The sequence below is a fragment of the Geobacter sp. AOG1 genome, from assembly GCF_019972315.1.
Taxonomy (GTDB): domain Bacteria; phylum Desulfobacterota; class Desulfuromonadia; order Geobacterales; family Geobacteraceae; genus Geomobilimonas.
In genome coordinates this window covers 2,489,457-2,506,489 of sequence record NZ_BLIZ01000001.1, presented here as the reverse complement: position 1 = coordinate 2,506,489, position 17,033 = coordinate 2,489,457, and the positions used below count along the sequence as shown (strand labels likewise).

Below are 17,033 nucleotides of genomic sequence, written 5' to 3'. Positions count from 1 at the left end.
CTTTTGAAGACATAAAGTATCTCAATTATGTGTTTTGAATACCGTATTACCTGATTCGATTCATATTTTGACTTTATATAGTAATTAGTAATATCGAGATCGCATTCGCAATATTCTTCTGAATATTGTTTCTCATCCACAATATAAGCACATGTAACCGTACATACGCGGCTCAAGCAACTCAACAGGTCCGACAGTTTGACGCCTATTCCCGAGCTTTTCTTGTATGGTATATGTCTGCTTATAAAGAGAAGTTTCATCGTGTCATCTCCTTGTCTGCGTTCATGGAAAGACATGTCAGATCATCTTTTGTATCGGGCCGCCACCTCACGATAGAGCTGCTCAGTCTTCTGAAGCATTAGATCTATCGAAAATATTTTAGTGACGACGTCTCTGCCTTGCATCCCGAGGGTTCTCCGACGATTGCTGTCGTTGGCAAGGATAGATATTGCATTTGCAAGTCCTTCCGCATCTTCAGCAGGAACAAGAATCCCGCTTCCAGGATCGTATATGATTTCTTTATTCCCGTCGACCGCAGTGGCAACCACCGGAACACCGGCTGACATTGCTTCAAGGATACTGAACGGCAGCCCCTCGAAGAGAGAAGAATTCACATATATATCGGATGCAGCTAGTAATTGCGGGATGTCATCCCTCTTCCCGGCAAAAATGACCTTGTCTTTCAAACCAAGATCAACTGCTAATCTGCCAAGATCTGCTCGAAGTGGGCCGTCTCCAACAAGAATCAACTTAACATTGGGGATATTTCTATTAAGTTTTAGCATGGCATTTAACAGATACGTGTAACCCTTTTGCGGATGCAACCTGCCGACACTGGCAACAACCAGGTCGTTGGCCGAGATACCGAACTCTTGCTTGACATTTTCAACATCGATTCTTTCCACTCCTGCAAATCGGGTTTGGTCAACCCCGTTATGGATACATCTCACCCTGTCCGGGCTGGTCGGATAATTCGCTTTGAGTGAATCTGCGCTGGCTTCGGAGACCACAATTGATGTGTCTATAATATCGAAGACCATACGCCATACAATCCAGTCCCAGATGCTTCTTCCGGCAAGCATCCCAAGCTTAGAGCGGGGGAATGTTAGATTCGGCAAGTGGCTTGTCGTGACTACCCCCCGTATACGACACATACTCGCGGCTATTATTGCCGAACGGCAGTAATTCGGGGCAGGCAGGTTGACGTGAAGAAGGTCTCCCCTGTCACTCTTGAAGATGGTAAAATACGATTTGAATAAAGAAACCGGCTTGTCGTATACCGCGGGGTCTAATGCTACCTTGGCCATCTTGAGGTCAGCATAGAAACCGTTATGGTGCCTGCTGTTACGATGGATTAGCGTGGTTTCGAAAATGCCAGAGAACTCCTTGAGAAGCATCTTAAGATATTCTTCGGCTCCACCTATTGCGAGCGATTCATCAACGTAGGTAATTTTTAACGTCTTTGACGACATACAGTTCTCTTTCAGTAAAAACATTAGGTCGACGGCTGGGTGTTTACTCGAGTACCTTTCAAAAGGTTAGACATATCCATACGAGTGATGACGGAGAATCGAGCGCTTATTATCAGGTACAAGGATATGAGCATTATGTTGAGAAAGATGCTAGGTGTAGTGTAATTCGCAATTATGATGCATAGCCCGAGTATTAGCAGCGGCTTGAGATACTCAAGGGAGTTCGGATATATGCCGTATCTTTTCAGGAAATACACATTGAACGGAATTGTCACCCCTCTGGCAATTATTGCGGCGTAGGCAGCTCCCATGATCCCAAATGCAGGAATGAGGACAAAATTTGCAATAACGGTTACAACTGTGTCGACGATATTGATCAGCACCGGTAGTTTAGAATACCCTGCAGCGACTAATGAAGTTCCTAGGATGTAACCGACAAGCCCCATGGACAGTGCTATCATAAGCAGGAAGAGAACAGGCGCGCAATCAAGATATTCCCGCGAAAAAAGCAGACCGACTATCTGCTCCTTAAATAGATACACTACTAGGGTAGCCATCCCCGTTATGAATGTAATAAGACGTAGAGCGTTGTTCAGCAATGTTTGCGCTTCGTCGTACTTCTTATGACTAAATAACTCTGCGATGTTTGGGAAATACACTGACCGGAACGACTCGAACATTTGCCGAGAAGCATCAGGGATCTTTGATGCAGCACCATAATAGGCCACTCCAATCGGATTAAGATATGCACCTATCATCAATGTATCCATGCGCATGAAGATAAAGGTCAGAATGTTATTCAGACCTAAAGGCAAGCCGAACCCGATCATACCTTTCAAGACCTCTTTATCGAAAATACCTTTCATCCTGATGGATACAGCGAACATTTGGTAAAGCAATGCAACCGATAGCGACACTAGCCTTGCGAGTATCAGTGCGAAGATGCCATTGTTTAAAACATTCAATAGCCAAATCATTGCCACCAAATTCAAACAGCTAAGAATGACCTGTGACAACGCCAATTTTTTATAAAAATGTAGACCTTGTAGGAACGCAACGAACAGAGCGTTATAACTCTCGAGACAGAACAATATAACAATGAATACAATATAATTATACAAAACGTCGGTATGAAAAACGCGAAAGATATATCTGCCCGCAACAAGAATGCCCAGTGAAATCAGTATCGATACGAAAAGCTTAAAGCAGATTGCAGAATTTACTGCTTTTGATTTATTCTGATTCTCAGCACAAGCTATTTGTCTTGTTGCCGCTATGTTAAGTCCAAAGTCACTGATCGTCACCAATGAATAGACGATGGTTTGCAGCAGCAGAAAAGTGCCGAATTGATCTTTCGGAATGAGTCGGATGGCTATGAATATGTTAAGAAAGCCCAGAACCAGTGTAAAAAAAGAGCCAAGACTTGTCGAAATAACCCCTTTGATAAATCTTGAGTAAAATTGATGTTCCATGGCCGGTTTCAAATTAAAGTACTGCCTGTGTTGTACGAGTTTCAGGCTTTCCCGTAAGTTTTACATTTTGTGAATTATATTCATCTTTAAATTTTTCAATCGCGCTTGTATTGATTATCGAATCAGTAAGTCCAGTTATTATGGCTATAACAACAATTGAGAACCATTGCATGAATATGGGGTTATAGAGAGTCATAGGGATGATTCCGATGCAGCTGAGCATGAATCCCACGACTAAATATCTTAGATAATCATCTGAAATAAATTTCCATTTTCTGATACATCGAATGATGAAACCGATATAAAACCAAAAAAATAGCAAAAATCCTATGATTCCAGTATCGAGAAGTATCCACATAAAGCCGTTATGAACGTAATATGTGAATTCATCATCACCATAGAATACTTGGGGTCGGTAATCATTGCCCAGACCGATTCCTATTATTGGATGGTTAGCTACTTGTTTAAGAGCGTATTCGTTTTCAATATAGCGCGCTTCTACGGAACTACTTTTGTGCAATTCACCGCCCGTAAAAAGGGAAGTGAATCTCATTGTTATAGACCTTATTGCTTCCTGCATTTGAGTATTATCGGCATACATTATACGTATGGCACAAGTAAGTATTATAAGAATACCTAATAAGACAAGTAATCGCTTTTTAGATTCTTTGTTACTCATAATGAATAGTATAGAATACGTCAGTATTATAGCAACCCAATAAGTACGGTTGTATGTTAGTATGACTCCTGCCCCTAAAATAGATATTAGGTATATATATTTAGATGTCAGCAGTTTTTCGCGGATGTTCAGTGAATAAATACATATAGCTACTATAAATAATACATATAACAGAGTCTGACCTGGTGGCAGTAATCTTAGCGTTTCGAATTCCTCGTCAAATGTCCCCGATTTTTCAACCCTGCCAGGAATCAATATAATTGCGTCGCCGATTATAGCTTGAATGATCATGACCACAGTTACAATGGTTGCCACGATGAACATTCCCTTAACAAGAAAAAGGATTTGACTTTTTTCCCTGATCAGGTTTGCGACAAGATAATAAACGAGATAGTAGCTGACGGCGCGAAATAAACTGAATGCCTGGTTAAAATTCACCCCATAAAGACTAATCGAAATATACGTAGAAAATAACGCAAACATAACAAATAATGTCAAAGGAACATTTAAAGGTGATCTGCTAACAGTAAAAGAACTGTCGGTCATTACTCGGTAGAATAAAACCATGAACAAAAACATCATCAATAAATCCGACAAATGCAAGCTACCTATGCCTATCGGCATCAGTGGTAAATCATCTTCGAAAACAATGCTTGATATAAGCACTAATATAATCAATACACCTATTTCTGGTTTTATAGCAGACATATATAGTGCAAAGACACCTAAAATAATTACTACCGTATATAATGGCGATAATAATAGCGTGAGTATACCTAGCATAAGGCCTAAGACAATACAGAGCACACCCTTAAAGCTCAGGTTTGTGATTATGTTATCTAACAGTAATCCACGCATAACTTACCTTTGGATTGCTACTTTCATTGAAACTGGTTCCGATAATGCCGTTGAATAGGTGCAAAATAGATAACATGTTGCATTGCCTTTTCTAAGATCTATTGAGCTTTTGCAGGGTTTCCACAATCCTTCTTGCAGTCTTTCCATCCCATAGTTCAAGATTCCCACGTTCGGGTGCGTGGCCTCGCAGGATTTCGCCTACTTTTTGTTTTAACTGGCTTAATTCACACAACTGATTCGTTCCATGAGTTACGGTAATCGGTCTCTCTGTATTTCCCCTTAATGTCAGACATGGAATATCGAGATAGCTCGTTTCTTCCTGGATCCCACCAGAATCCGTAATTACAAACCGGCAGTTTAAAACTAAATTCATAAATCGAACGTAATTGAGAGGTTCTGGTAAAAACAGTTTCTTCGTACTTCCCGTTGCTAAAAGCAAATGATTATCATCAATTCTCTGACGCGTTCTCGGGTGAACCGGGAATACCAGTGGCACTGATTCTGAGATTTCCCTGAGCACGCAACATATGTCCTGAAAAACTGTCGGATCGTCAACGTTCGATGGCCGATGCAATGTCACGACTCCATAACTTCCTGCTTCCAGTTCAAAATCCCGATAAACTTGGAGTGGTTCAATCTTTTCTCGCATCATTTCGAGAGAATCGATCATGATGTTGCCAACCAGACTTATCTTATTTGGCGCTATCCCTTCATTGAGCAAATTTTCATTTGCGTCACGCGAAGGGGTCCACAACATATCCACCAACACATCGGTGACCAGTCTGTTGAGTTCTTCAGGCATATTTCTATCAAATGACCGCAGGCCAGCCTCGAGATGCGCTACCTTGATACCCATCTTTGCAGCAGCGATGGTTGCGGCCATGGTCGAGTTAACATCTCCGACGACCACAACGAGATCGGGTCTCTGGTCAATCAGCACTTTTTCATAGGCGATCATTACCTTACCAGTCTGCTCGGCATGAGTACCACTCCCCACGCCAAGGTTTATATCAGGCTTTGGCAAACCGAGGTCTTCGAAAAAAGAATCGTACATGTTATGATCATAGTGCTGACCGGTGTGTATAATAACAGGAGTGGCCCACGGCTCTTTTCTGAGAGCATGGTATAAGGGAGCAATCTTCATGAAATTTGGCCTGGCTGCACATACAAGATGAATCACCATGGCATCGTCTCACTCTCTTCCATGATCAGATCATTTCCTCTCAATCGCCTTTTCTATTGCACAAACAACATACAGTAACGTCGTCCTATCAGTAATGTCGTTTTCCTTGCCTTTATCCCGCCGTATTAATCGAATTTTTGTTCCCACATCCTCGACGCTTTCTAACAGGGTTAGTCGACCGCTTTCGGCTAAATATCTATCCACGGCGCCTATCACCCCACGAAAGATACTGTATACTGGAATCCCCAGTGCGGCTGCCTCTCGATTCATCGTTCCCCCACCACTAATAACAAGATCAGAATAATAGATGAGGTTAAGACCATCTATCACTTTCTCAGGAATAATAATTTTCCCGCTAGAAAACAATTCGGGCCAACGGGCCCTTACAATCTCTTCCTGTTTATCATTACGTGGTAATATGACAATTCTTACCTCATCCCGTGCGGCCATTGATTCAATGGTTGCATTGAACAGAAGCTCACTCTCTGGATTGTGATAGTGCGCTTCCGATGCTGGGGGGCGAATTGTGACAACAATATCATCATCATTAAGCCCGAGAATTCCCCTGATATTCGGGTCAGGCTTAAAGTCCGGGACGTACACATCTTCCTTGATACCAGGATACTTGCAAATATGGCTATTGCGATAAGGGATAGCGTTGTCCGAAATGACATCGGGGACGAATACCCAGTTAGGATGCAGAAACGGCAATGCAGTTGCATATTCATAATCACCCATCATGATATTCGGAATTCGCAGGATAGATGCCAAAATCTGCTGAGTGCGTGAGCCGTGAGAAACTGCAATGGTCGGTTTCTCGCGCAGGATAGTCGGTAGCACTTGTATTGCCCGTATAAGAGTACCTATGACCTTGAGTACCTTATTCTTTCCATAGTGCCTACCTATTGGCTTGTACTTTATATTTAACAGATCTGCAAGACCACAGACCTGAAAACAATCGCGGGCGGTAACGATAAACGTATAATTACGTTTCTCGAGCTCCTCAATGATCGGTTTAAAAAAAGGGACATGTGGAGAGTTGTCCAAATCAACCCAGATTTTCCGATTATCGCCAATATTCATCTCATCAACCCCTTTGACAGATGCTGAAAGCATTTCGTCATTTTTCCGCCATTATTTATTCTTATGCGGTCGTACTGTGGGTTAGGTATTTCAAAAATGCGTCTTTCTCTAAATTTTTCCTGTCAATCTTTCCAGTTGATGTCTTTGGCAAAGTATCGAGTATTTCAATTGATTCGGGCACCATATATTTCGGCAGCAACTCGCTGCAGAAATTCAGGAGGTCATGGACATCTAAATTTTCCCCATCTGCTTGAGCAACATACACAATAATCTTATTCCCGATAATTTCATGCGGAACAGCGATTGCCACAGCCTGCCTGACCAAAGAATGACTGATAAGGACAAGTTCGATCTCACTTAACTCGATCCTATATCCCCTGCTTTTTATCATATGGTCTTTTCTGCCCGCGAACAGATAGTTGCCTTCCTGATCTACCCTTACAATATCGCCAGTCTTATATACGATGGATCGGAACGTAAAGGTTTCTGGGTCCTGAACGAATTTATCTAGGGTCTTTTCCTCGTCGCCCCAGTATCCAAGGGCTACAGTGGAACTCTTGACCATGAGTTCCCCCTCTTCATCAGGATGAGTAATGGGCTCATGCCGATCATTTAAAGCAAAGACCTCAAAGTTTGGGAAAGGTTTCCCAATCGGTATCTTCCAGGCGGAGTCCTCTGGAATTTCATCAACCTTGTAAAACATTGAAGAATTGGCCTCCGTCTGGCCATATATATTGTAAAATGCCGCATTCTTCATATGTTTCTTGAGTGTTCGCAGATATTTAGCAGGCATAATATCACCTGAAAAATGTATGAGCCGTAGAGAGTCAAAACCAAACCGGTCGAGTCCCCCTTTGTCTGCGAGCATTGTCAGGACAGAGGAGACTGAGTTCCATACTGATACTCCCTTCCTATCGATAAATTCTGCTAACTTCACGGGGAACGTTGAAAGGAATTCAGGTACGAGGTATATGGTTGCACCATTTTTTACTGCTCCAAAAACGTCAAAGACTGAAAGATCAAAATGAAGGGGTGCGTGACTGGCGATCCGGTCATCTGGTTTTAATTCAAAAAAATCCGCTGCCATGTTCACAAAACTTAAAGCATTGTGATGGGAGATCACGACACCTTTGGGGGTCCCTGTTGACCCTGAAGTATGTAGGATATATGCCGGATGAACGTCGGACATGCAGGTATGACAATATTCCACCGGTTTCCCGTACTCGATCTCTTCCCATGCACTACATTCCATATTAGGATAGTGAAACGAATTATCCTTCTTCGACCCGACAATAATGGCTTTCCTGAGAGGTAGAACATCTTCACTCTCAGTGAGAGTCGACATGCATTTACCCGAGGTAATCAGGCATTCAATACCGCAATTACGGATTATGTACTTTGACCTTATTGCTGGTGCAAGGGGATCGAGCGGCACATAGACGGCTCCTGCCTTCATGATCCCGAAGAGTGCTATGATCGACTCGATGGATTTCTTTAGCAGTATCCCGACTCTGTCTCCCTTTTTTATACCAGATTGCTGAAGCGAAGAGGCCAGTTGGCTGCTCTTCTTTTCCAACTCCGCATAGGTTATGGAATTCCCATCGAAGACTACAGCGTCTTTGTCAGGAAATTCCCCCGATGTTTCTATAAGCAGATGAGGTAACAAGTACATGGTTATAAGAGCCCCAGGAACTGTGCAATGATGTTCTTCTGGATTTCCGAGGTACCTGAATATATCTTTCCCGCGACGGAGTCACGAAGATGCCTTTCAAAATCCAATTCTGTCGAGTAGCCATAGCCACCATGAATCTGTATCGCATCAAGGCAGTTCTGGACGTAACTTTCGCTGATATAGAGTTTCGCTATCGCAGAATCTATCGGTGCTCTTTTGCCCTGCGACTTCATCCAGGCCGCCTTATAGAGAATAAGTCGTGATAACTCCACGCGCATTTTCATGTCCGCTATCTTGTGAGATATGGACTGGTTGCTTCCGATCGGTTTTCCGAATTGTTCCCGGACTTTTGCATAATCGATGCATTCCTCGAGAATCTTTTCCATTGCCCCCAGATGGGTTGCGAACAGGCAGCTTCGCTCATATTCCATTTCTGAATTGAATATGGCTGCGCCGGCTCCCTCTCCGCCTAATCTGTTTTCTTCAGGCACTTCACAGTCCTGCAGTATTACCTCTCCGAGAGGGCAGGTTTTCAATCCCATCAGTTCCTCACACTTGCCGACTGAAAAACCGGGGAAAGTCTTTTCCACCAGAAATACGGAAAGCCCGGCGAACTTTTTGGTCGCATCGGTAACGGCAAAGACGAGAAGGATATCTGCCAGAGGGGCGTTTGTTATGAATGTTTTTGTCCCATTCAGGATATAGGTATTTCCATTTTTTACTGCCTTGCACTTTATGCCGAATGCATCGGAACCAAAATCCGGTTCCGTCATGGCATGCCCACCTTTTATAGTCCCGTTTGCAAGGCCGGGGAGGTATTTACCCTTCTGCTCGTCCGTTCCGAATTTCAGGATCGGCATTTCACAGGTCCAGATATGTGAGTTCAATGAGAAAAGAAGCCCACCATCGCAGCAACCATAGCCAAGACCTTGCATCGCGGCGATGCAGGTAAGGATATCCATCTCCAGTCCGCCGTATTTTTGCGGCACTAGTAGGCCGTGTATGCCAAACTCTGCGCATTTTTCCCAACCCGCCTGATTGAATTCACGGTTCTTTTCGCGCTGCTTGGCACCGATATTGAGTTCGCGTCCGGCAAACTCTATGGCAGCTTTCTTGAAATCTAGCTGATCTTCGGTCAATGAAAAATCCATATACTGCCTTTCCTTCGTTTTCATTATCATGCGGCATTCTTATCCGATTCAAAAATTTACGGAATGCTTCAGAGAAGAGGTTATTGTGCCCTTTTCTTTGACGCCATTCCTGCCAATACGTGAATCAGCCCCCAAGAAGCGAGATGTGAAGAAAAGGACATCGGGTCCTGCTTGGGATAGATTTCCACATAGTCAAGGCCCGCTATTCCCTCTTCTCCAAGCCGGTACAACGCCGAAAACAGCTCATGTGGGAAAAGGCCGTTGAAATCTGCGGGGCCGCCGGGATTGAACGCAGCATCGATGCAGTCGCTGCAGATCGAAACAAAAATATGTTTCGTATTTGTGCGGGCGATAGTGATCGCCTTTTCTATAACATTGTCAATTCCCTCTTTTCTAATGTCCCTGATGGTAAAGACCGAAGCTCCTATTTTTCTTGCATACTCAAGTTGTGATGGAGAGTTCCTCGGCCCCCTTATGCCGATATGAACTATGCTTTCATTCCGGACTTTGTCGATTTGCGCGATCCGGTGAATAGGGCCGCAACGGGGGAATTCATCGTTTCCAAAACTAGGGCTATTATCAAAATGGGAGTCAAAATGTATAATGCCGATATTGCCCTCATTATTTGCACTGAGGGCTCTAATAATCTCTTGTGTAAATGAGTGATCCCCTCCCAACACAATGGGGATGCTGTTATTCCTGTATATTGCATTCATTACTTCATACACGTTTTTCATCGTCTCGGCAGGATCGGATGTATTAACTGTTGTATCCCCCATATCTCCGATTTTGAGGTAATCGAATACATCAATCTCGTATTCGGGAAGAAACCCCCCGTAGCGCGCAGTAGCATGCCTAATCGTACGTGGCGCATGCTCGCAACCGGAAAAAGACCCCCAAGTTATTGTCCCTTCCCATGGCACCCCTGCAACAATGACGTCGTAACCTTTCTCAAATGAACGGGGATCAAGAACATCAACGCCAAGAAAAGATGGGGTATCTCCATACACAACCGGCATCGAAGCTTTTCGGTTAGGAACCATCGGAATTTCTTTCGAGTGCATTGCATACCTCCATATTCAGTGTTTTGGGTAGCAGACCCTCTGGCTTATCGTTCAAATAGCATCTGAAAGCGGCTCTACAGGAAAATTAGTCCGTAACGCAACCTCATAAACGCTTCGATTTTCAATTTAATCGGATGTCTGGATTCATCGGTCGTGAGGTCCGCCAAATTAAAATACATGCCTTCACGACGTTCACCGGGGGAAGTACATAGAATAATATCCTCATTACCACCTACTGAGATTGATACATCTCTATGTCTATACTTAGCTCTAAATATCCCATCCGTTATGTGACAGTTCACCCCTTCGGTCTCGCGCATCCACCCCCCGTACTCCTCCAAAATCTCATTCGCCAGTTTTTCAAGAAAACCTGGTTTACGTGGGCAGAGGAAAACCGGAAAATTGCTCAGTTTGGCCGGATCGCCTACGACCATTCTCTTGGCAGCGACACTTTCAATGAGATTTGTGCCCGGCAAGATAATGGATCCCCTCTCGATTGTCACGCCGGGTCCGATAGTGCAGCGCATATTCACCCACACCTTTTCCTTAATATGTATGGGGGCAAAGGTAGAGCGGTAACCTTCTGTGACCGGCATTCCGGAACCATGCGTATACAAATAAGATCCGGGACCAACACCGGAATAGAAATCAAGAACAACCTGCCTGGAACAGTTGATCATACATTTAGGACCAATGATGCATGCGTCACCAATTAGTAGATCCGATTCACCTTTTGCCAACGTAAAAAAACCAATAGAGCTTTTTCTGCCAAGCTTGAACGTTCTGACATTGAGCATTGTCCCGAATTTTATTTTGGCGTCCCTTTTAATCTCCACATTCTTAGCAAGTATCAATACGGCCATATGGATAGAAACATACCGGTCAATTTTAGCCCCGGCAAGTCTGTGCAGCCAGACGTTGAACGGTGCCGGTAAGAAAAATGCTAAAATCTGAAAAATGGTTCGCATATCTTAACTCTTTATCTTTAGGCTTGTTTCCTACAGTAACCACAGCGCCCCTACTTATCGAAATAACAAAGCGCTGATCAGCCAATTTTCTGTTGAACAAACGATGATATGGCCTCGATCGTTTCGAAATTATCCGGAATGATTTCATCATCGTTTATCTTAATTGAAAATGTATGTTCAAGAAATGGTACTAACTTCATGATTCCGAGCGAATCAATAATATTGGCTTCAAGCAGGTTTTCAGATAATCCGAAAACTACTTGCACTTTACCACGCACGAGTTCATTAAAAATAAATTCCCTTATTGTGTCTTTGTCTGTCACAGCGTATCTCCTTGCTTACTATTTATGTATTTCACATAAACGCCAAACCCCTATTCTGGTCACTAATAGTTATTTTTCCAGAATCGTGCTACATCCATTGGAAGTGCGTGCCAGTATTGCCCAGTATATCGGTCTTTTACATGTTTGAGAAATTCCTCATAAAGCTGTACAGGGTATACCTCTAACGACTTACTCCCGCAGAAATTCATGTAATCAGGGTGCGTGTTTATGAGTGCCATCCCACCTCGTTTCGCCACCCATTCTAGCTTTTGTTTCCATATCTCAATATTTTTCTTTTGCATGAGTATAAAAAGTGAAAAATCCTGCGGTAGTGTGTACGGCAATTCAACGTACCCCCTTGGGGCAACAGGGTCTTTCACAAAAAATGGGAATATCGTCCCTACTCCAACTGAATGGGGCTCAAATGGGTCTGTATCAAACGTAGAGGCATCATATTCAATTTCAAGCTCATGAAACCAATCAAGCTTGTGATACATGGAAGGAGCCCTGTAGCCAACCGCCCCCCATTCCTTGAGGTAACTATTTATTCTTGCAGCACGCTTTAAAAAAGTATCCTTGGACAGATAATACAAGCCGTCATGATACAGGCCGTGGACCCCCACTTCAAATCCTCGTTGCCGAAGAGTACTGAGTACTTCAGGCAACACCGTGTATCTAAGGGGAACAAAGTTGAAGGATGAGCGGAATCCCATATCTTCATCAATTTTCATAAGTTCTAGACATTTACTTTGGCCTTCGGAGGTATCTACATCGTGCGTTAGAACCAGGGCAAATTTCTTTCCATAAGGCCATCCCTTCCATCCTGCCGGCTCTTTTCCTCCCTTTTCATCAATCGGCCAGACGTTCCTGTATTTCACTAGTTGATATTGAATAAGCAATCTCCGAGCGTAGACCTGCAACTTTCTCGGTATGAAAGGCTTTAAACAATAATAAATGTCATTTCGATAATTGTTCATGGCATATGACGATACAGGTTGACCTGGTTTATAATTTCAATACGTCAGAGCAGTGTATCGCGACGAGTTATTCTGCCTTTCGCGACCGACAAAGTTGACTACCACGGAGTTTGTCTCAACTACTGCTACGCACGAATAACTTTCGCGCTTTTAAATTGATATACCCCACGGGTATCCACTATCAGCGACGCATGGGTATGTATCGCATCATAGTCAAATGCATCATGGTTGGTGGCGATTAAAACGCAGTCGTAACTCTTCAGGTTTTCTACGGTCAACTCAACACTAGTCAGGTCGAAATAGCATCTGCGGATCTTGGGGAAAACCGGCACATGGGGATCTGAATAATGAACCACGGCGCCGCGACTCAATAATTTCTCCATCAAGACTACGCTTGGAGACTCGCGCATATCGTCCACGTTTTTCTTGTACGCGATTCCCAATACAAGAATACGCGCCCCTTTCAAGGCCTGTCCCCGATCGTTGAGGGCATTCACTATTTTACCGGCAACCCACTCGGGCATAGCGGTATTGACCTCACCTGCCAATTCGATAAACCGGGTATTAAGCCCGTACTCGCGGGCTTTCCAGGTGAGGTAGAACGGATCGATGGGAATACAGTGCCCCCCTAGGCCAGGGCCCGGATAATAGGGGGTGAAGCCGAATGGTTTCGTCGCTGCCGCATCAATTACTTCACGAATGTCAATTCCCATCGTGTCACAAACCATTTTCAATTCGTTGACCAACCCGATGTTCACCGCACGGTGGATATTTTCAAGAAGCTTTGTCATCTCTGCAGTTTTGGTACAGGATACAGGAATTACCCTGTCAATGACTGCACCATAGAGCACCTTTCCCACCTCAAGACAGGCGGAAGTTACGCCACCGCAGACCTTGGGGATAGTCCGCGTACTGTATCGCTCATTTCCTGGGTCTTCACGTTCGGGAGAAAATAGCAGGAAAATGTCTTTACCGACCTTAAGGCCACTTGATTCGAGCCTCGGAAGTAACTCTTCATCTGTGGTTCCTGGGTAGGTAGTGCTCTCAAGGCTTATCACCTGGCCCGGTCTGATGTGGGGTAAAATTGTTTCAACAGAGGTGATGACAAAACTCAGGTCAGGCTCACGGTGGCCGTTAAGCGGTGTCGGCACACAGATGATCAAGGCATCGGCCTCTCCGGCTCGGCTGAAGTCATCGGTTCCGTCGAACATGCCGGTTTTCACAGCTATTGCAATCTGCTCTGTCGGAATATGCTTGATATAACTCTTGCCTGCAGCGAGTTTTATAATTTTATTTTTGTCAGTATCGAAGCCGAGAACTTTGTAGCCTGCTTCTATAAATCCGAGCATTAGAGGTAGCCCCACATACCCGAGACCTATGATACCGACCACTGCTGTCCTGTTTTCCAGCCGTGAAATAAGCTGCTGTTTCATCTCCCTGGCTCCATGACATACGTTGTTTGCTCTGTCCACTGCATCGAAACACAAACTGTCTAGACTGAGCAAAAACGCCGTATTACCTCGGCAACAAAGTGAATCTGCTCGTCAGTCAGTTCAGGAAACATGGGAAGCGAGACGATTTCTTCCGCGCATTTCTCTGCTGCAGGAAAACTCCCCTTCCCCGCTCCCATGTACTTATAGGCATTCTGCAGATGTATCGGCACCGGATAGTGAATGCCGCAGCTTATCCCCTGTTCTGCCAGTGCCGCCATGAGAGGATCACGGTTCCTGGTCTTTACCGCATAGACATGGTAGATATGCCGCGCATAATCCATTTCCCGGGGAGGAGTAACAGCATCAATGGTACTCAAGAGGCTGGTATAGAGATGTGCATTTTTGCGGCGTGCATCGTTCCAGCCGGCAAGATACTTGAGCTTCACACTCAGGACTGCCCCCTGGATACCGTCCATCCGTCCGTTCCATCCAATCATGGCATGGTGATATTTCGTGGACTGTCCGTGATCGCGAATCATCTTTATTTTGTCGTTCAGTTCGCCACTGTTTGTCACAACGCCGCCGGCTTCTCCGTACGCACCGAGATTTTTGCCGGGATAAAAGCTGAAACAGCCGAGATCGCCGATAGAACCGGCCGGTCGTCCTTTATACTCTGCTCCGTGCGCCTGACAGGCATCTTCTATGACGAACAGATTATGCCGACGGGCAATCTCCATGATTGGCTCCATGTCTGCCATCTGGCCAAACAGGTGGACCGGGATGATCGCCTTGGTGCGTTCCGTAATTGCAGCTTCGAGAAGGACGGGGTCCATGGTCTGGCTTTCCCCGTTTACGTCAACAAAAACCGGCTTGGCGCCGCAGAAACTGATGGCTTCGGCAGTAGCAATAAACGAATTGGGAACAGTTATCACCTCATCTCCCTGCCCCACATCAAGTGCGGCTAGGGCAAGCCAGAGAGCTTCAGTGCCGCTTCCCACGCCGATGGCATATTTGCACTGGCAGAATGCGGCGAACTGCTCCTCGAAAGCACTCACAAAGGGCCCTCCCGAAAAGGCAGTACGTTCGATAACCTGTCGTATGGCATCGTCGATTTCATCTGCAATGGCATCGTATTGAGCTTTCAAGTCAAGAAACGGAACTTTCATTGCTTTTCCTCCCTACAGTTTTTTCAGGATGCGTGCAGGATTTCCTGCCACGACGGTATTGGGGGGGACATCCTTGGTTACCACACTCCCCGCCCCAACGATGGCATTTTCACCAATGGTTACCCCGCACAGAAGGGTAGAACTTGAACCGACCGATGCCCCCTTTTTTATGAGGGTAGTTCCGCACACCCAGTCCGCTTCGGTTTGAAGTTGGCCGCCCTCTGTTGTCGACCGAGGGTAGAGGTCATTGATGAACGTGACATTGTGCCCAATAAAAACGTTGTCTTCGATGGTCACCCCTTCGCATATGAAAGTATGGCTTGAAATCTTGCAGTTTTTGCCAATGAACGCGTTCTTCTGGATTTCCACGAACGCGCCGATCTTGCTGTTGTCGCCAATGGTACAGCCGTAGAGATTGATGAACTTGGTGAGCTTGACATTAGCCCCTAGTTTCACATCGTCGGATATGCAGATATATTCTCCCATGGTCACCTCCTGATATTTTGATTGTAATTAAATGCGCTCAAAGATAGACGAGTTCGCCCCCCTTTTTGATAGAGCGCTCGGTCGCTTCCAGCATCTTAATGACGCGCAACCCCGAATATCCGTCATTGAACGGTTTCTTGTCGTTGGATATACAGTCGATGAAATATTCAGCCTCTTCCTTCAGTGCCTCTGACTGCTCCACTTTGGGCGCCCACATGTCGCCGGAACGGTAGTTCACGCGCAAAGGATAGGCGCTCACCTTGTCTTCCGGTTCCACTCCTCGGTCATAAACACGTAGTTTTTCGTCGGAAACCAAGTCATTCCAGACCACCATTTTTTTGCAACCGCCAATCATGGTCATCCGGATCTTGACCGGCGATAGCCAGTTCACATTAATGTGGGCTATGAGATTTCCGGAAAGATAGACCGTTATGTATGCCACATTTTCCAGATCGTTATCAAAATGGGCCATTCCCGTTGCAGCGACCGCAACAGCATTCTTTTGAAAGAGGTGGTCCATGATGGAGAGGTCGTGGGGAGCAAGGTCCCAGACCACGTTCACATCCTTCTGAAATAACCCTAGATTTACCCGGGTGGAATCGAAATAATAAAGATCGCCGATGGTGCCGTCATCGATGAGCTGCTTGATTTTCTTGACCGCACCGGTAAAGAGAAAGGTATGGTCAACCATGATCTTCAAATTCTTTTTTTCCGCCAGTTCGATGAGCTTTTCAGCCTGTTCCACTGACGAGGTGAACGGTTTCTCGATAAAAATGTGCTTGCCATTCTCCAGCGCCTGCCGGGCGATGTCGTAATGGGTAGAAACCGGCGTGACGATAGCCACTGCGTCAATGCGAGGCGAAAAGAGTATCTCCCGACAGTCGCTGATGATGTTTGTCTTTGGATAGATATTCTTCGCCCGTTTCAGCGCATTTTGCTGGTAATCGCAGATTGAAACGACTTCTGCATTGGGGATGCCGTTGAAGTTCCTGACGACGTTTGGTCCCCAGTAGCCATATCCGATAACACCCAGGTTTATCATTTCA

15 protein-coding genes are annotated in these 17,033 nt (G+C 45.0%); all 15 read right to left on the bottom strand.

Features of this window, described 5'->3' with window-relative positions; translation table 11 throughout:
• Positions 1-302: 302 nt before the first annotated feature.
• Entirely contained in the window at positions 303-1,472 is a 1,170-nt protein-coding gene (locus tag LDN04_RS11415; protein ID WP_223910401.1) for a glycosyltransferase, read from the bottom strand.
• A gap of 23 nt (positions 1,473-1,495) precedes the next feature.
• The gene (locus tag LDN04_RS11410) at positions 1,496-2,944 is read right to left on the bottom strand and encodes a flippase (RefSeq protein WP_223910398.1); all 1,449 of its coding nucleotides are present in this window, start codon (positions 2,942-2,944) and stop codon (positions 1,496-1,498) included.
• A 13-nt stretch (positions 2,945-2,957) separates the two neighbouring features.
• Entirely contained in the window at positions 2,958-4,481 is a 1,524-nt protein-coding gene (locus tag LDN04_RS11405) for an O-antigen ligase (protein ID WP_223910395.1), read from the bottom strand.
• A 91-nt stretch (positions 4,482-4,572) separates the two neighbouring features.
• Positions 4,573-5,664 (bottom strand): non-hydrolyzing UDP-N-acetylglucosamine 2-epimerase, encoded by a 1,092-nt coding sequence (gene wecB, locus LDN04_RS11400; protein WP_223910392.1) that lies wholly within the window; start codon positions 5,662-5,664, stop codon positions 4,573-4,575.
• A 30-nt stretch (positions 5,665-5,694) separates the two neighbouring features.
• A complete protein-coding gene (locus LDN04_RS11395; protein ID WP_223910389.1) occupies positions 5,695-6,780 on the bottom strand; it encodes a DUF354 domain-containing protein in 1,086 nt (361 codons plus the stop codon).
• A gap of 28 nt (positions 6,781-6,808) precedes the next feature.
• Complete coding sequence (locus tag LDN04_RS11390; RefSeq protein WP_223910386.1) at positions 6,809-8,419, bottom strand: amino acid adenylation domain-containing protein; 1,611 nt, start codon at positions 8,417-8,419, stop codon at positions 6,809-6,811.
• 2 nt (positions 8,420-8,421) lie between these two features.
• Complete coding sequence (locus LDN04_RS11385) at positions 8,422-9,594, bottom strand: acyl-CoA dehydrogenase family protein (RefSeq protein WP_223910383.1); 1,173 nt, start codon at positions 9,592-9,594, stop codon at positions 8,422-8,424.
• Positions 9,595-9,650: 56 nt separating this feature from the next.
• A complete protein-coding gene (locus LDN04_RS11380; RefSeq protein WP_223910379.1) occupies positions 9,651-10,634 on the bottom strand; it encodes an agmatinase family protein in 984 nt (327 codons plus the stop codon).
• A gap of 74 nt (positions 10,635-10,708) precedes the next feature.
• On the bottom strand, positions 10,709-11,602 hold the full coding sequence (locus tag LDN04_RS11375) for a hypothetical protein (RefSeq protein ID WP_223910376.1): 894 nt from the start codon (positions 11,600-11,602) through the stop codon (positions 10,709-10,711).
• Between the two features lie 77 nt (positions 11,603-11,679).
• Positions 11,680-11,925: an acyl carrier protein gene (locus tag LDN04_RS11370; protein ID WP_223910374.1), complete on the bottom strand. Its 246-nt coding sequence runs from the start codon at positions 11,923-11,925 to the stop codon at positions 11,680-11,682.
• 62 nt (positions 11,926-11,987) lie between these two features.
• On the bottom strand, positions 11,988-12,803 hold the full coding sequence (locus LDN04_RS11365) for a hypothetical protein (RefSeq protein WP_223910371.1): 816 nt from the start codon (positions 12,801-12,803) through the stop codon (positions 11,988-11,990).
• Between the two features lie 224 nt (positions 12,804-13,027).
• Entirely contained in the window at positions 13,028-14,335 is a 1,308-nt protein-coding gene (locus LDN04_RS11360; protein ID WP_223910367.1) for a nucleotide sugar dehydrogenase, read from the bottom strand.
• Positions 14,336-14,394: 59 nt separating this feature from the next.
• Positions 14,395-15,501, bottom strand: a complete 1,107-nt coding sequence (locus tag LDN04_RS11355) for a DegT/DnrJ/EryC1/StrS aminotransferase family protein (RefSeq protein WP_223910364.1) — start codon at positions 15,499-15,501, stop codon at positions 14,395-14,397.
• A 12-nt stretch (positions 15,502-15,513) separates the two neighbouring features.
• The gene (locus LDN04_RS11350; protein WP_223910361.1) at positions 15,514-15,987 is read right to left on the bottom strand and encodes an acyltransferase; all 474 of its coding nucleotides are present in this window, start codon (positions 15,985-15,987) and stop codon (positions 15,514-15,516) included.
• A gap of 37 nt (positions 15,988-16,024) precedes the next feature.
• Positions 16,025-17,029, bottom strand: a complete 1,005-nt coding sequence (locus tag LDN04_RS11345) for a Gfo/Idh/MocA family protein (protein ID WP_223910359.1) — start codon at positions 17,027-17,029, stop codon at positions 16,025-16,027.
• Positions 17,030-17,033 lie beyond the last annotated feature (4 nt).

Bases quoted from the DNA above. Each gene is read 5' to 3' on its own strand.
- LDN04_RS11380 (WP_223910379.1), bottom strand. From the start codon at position 10,634: ATGCACTCGAAAGAAATTCCGATGGTTCCTAACCGAAAAGCTTCGATG.
- LDN04_RS11345 (WP_223910359.1), bottom strand. From the start codon at position 17,029: ATGATAAACCTGGGTGTTATCGGATATGGCTACTGGGGACCAAACGTC.
- LDN04_RS11395 (WP_223910389.1), bottom strand. From the start codon at position 6,780: ATGCTTTCAGCATCTGTCAAAGGGGTTGATGAGATGAATATTGGCGAT.
- LDN04_RS11385 (WP_223910383.1), bottom strand. From the start codon at position 9,594: ATGAAAACGAAGGAAAGGCAGTATATGGATTTTTCATTGACCGAAGAT.
- LDN04_RS11375 (WP_223910376.1), bottom strand. From the start codon at position 11,602: ATGCGAACCATTTTTCAGATTTTAGCATTTTTCTTACCGGCACCGTTC.
- LDN04_RS11350 (WP_223910361.1), bottom strand. From the start codon at position 15,987: ATGGGAGAATATATCTGCATATCCGACGATGTGAAACTAGGGGCTAAT.
- LDN04_RS11360 (WP_223910367.1), bottom strand. From the start codon at position 14,335: ATGAAACAGCAGCTTATTTCACGGCTGGAAAACAGGACAGCAGTGGTC.
- LDN04_RS11405 (WP_223910395.1), bottom strand. From the start codon at position 4,481: ATGCGTGGATTACTGTTAGATAACATAATCACAAACCTGAGCTTTAAG.
- LDN04_RS11355 (WP_223910364.1), bottom strand. From the start codon at position 15,501: ATGAAAGTTCCGTTTCTTGACTTGAAAGCTCAATACGATGCCATTGCA.
- LDN04_RS11390 (WP_223910386.1), bottom strand. From the start codon at position 8,419: ATGTACTTGTTACCTCATCTGCTTATAGAAACATCGGGGGAATTTCCT.
- LDN04_RS11410 (WP_223910398.1), bottom strand. From the start codon at position 2,944: ATGGAACATCAATTTTACTCAAGATTTATCAAAGGGGTTATTTCGACA.
- LDN04_RS11415 (WP_223910401.1), bottom strand. From the start codon at position 1,472: ATGTCGTCAAAGACGTTAAAAATTACCTACGTTGATGAATCGCTCGCA.
- wecB (WP_223910392.1), bottom strand. From the start codon at position 5,664: ATGGTGATTCATCTTGTATGTGCAGCCAGGCCAAATTTCATGAAGATT.